Origin of the sequence: Massilia glaciei (genome assembly GCF_003011895.2) — a bacterium.
Taxonomy (GTDB): Bacteria; Pseudomonadota; Gammaproteobacteria; order Burkholderiales; family Burkholderiaceae_D; genus Telluria_A; species Telluria_A glaciei.
In genome coordinates this window covers 1-623 of record NZ_PXWF02000296.1, presented here as the reverse complement: position 1 = coordinate 623, position 623 = coordinate 1, and the positions used below count along the sequence as shown (strand labels likewise).

Here is a 623-nt window from a genome sequence, read left to right as displayed (position 1 = left end):
TTGCAGTCTCCTGAAGTCGGTTGTCAATCACGGTTCTATCGAGTAATAATACTACCATTTACACCGAATGTTCCTAAAGGCGTGCTAAGCCAGCATATTTTTTAGGTAGTTTTAATACACTTTAGGGCGCCCGCGGGCTTGGTGTAAGCTCTCGGCTGGCGCCGCCCCCGCGCCCTCATCAACGGCTTCAAGAATGGAATTTGCATGCTGATCAATTGCGTGGCCTATAAAGAAGGCAAGAAACTGTCGGACATCCCGGTCGAGGCCATCAGCGACTACCTCGACCAGCCCGACTGCTTCGTGTGGGTCGCGCTGAGCGACCCCGAGGACACGGAACTGGACCAGATGCAGGAGGAGTTCGGCCTGCACGAGCTGGCCGTCGAAGACGCCACGCGCGGCCACCAGCGGCCCAAGATCGAGGAATACGGCGACTCGCTGTTCGTGGTGTTCCACACGGTCGAATTGCGCGATGACGAGCTCCAACTGTGCGAGGTCGACGTCTTCGTCGGCCCCGCGTACGTGCTGTCGGTGCGCACCCACAGTTCGCAGGGCTTCCTCGCGGTGCGCGCGCGCGCCGAGCGCGAGCCCGAGCTGCTCAAGATGGGCTCGGCCTTCGTGCTGTA

The 623-nt window shown here is 59.7% G+C and carries 1 protein-coding gene; it reads left to right on the top strand.

Going from position 1 to position 623, the window contains the following annotated elements; translation table 11 throughout:
* Positions 1-204: 204 nt before the first annotated feature.
* A partial coding sequence (locus tag C7C56_RS22610; protein WP_307719073.1) for a CorA family divalent cation transporter occupies positions 205-623 on the top strand: 419 nt, incomplete at its 3' end.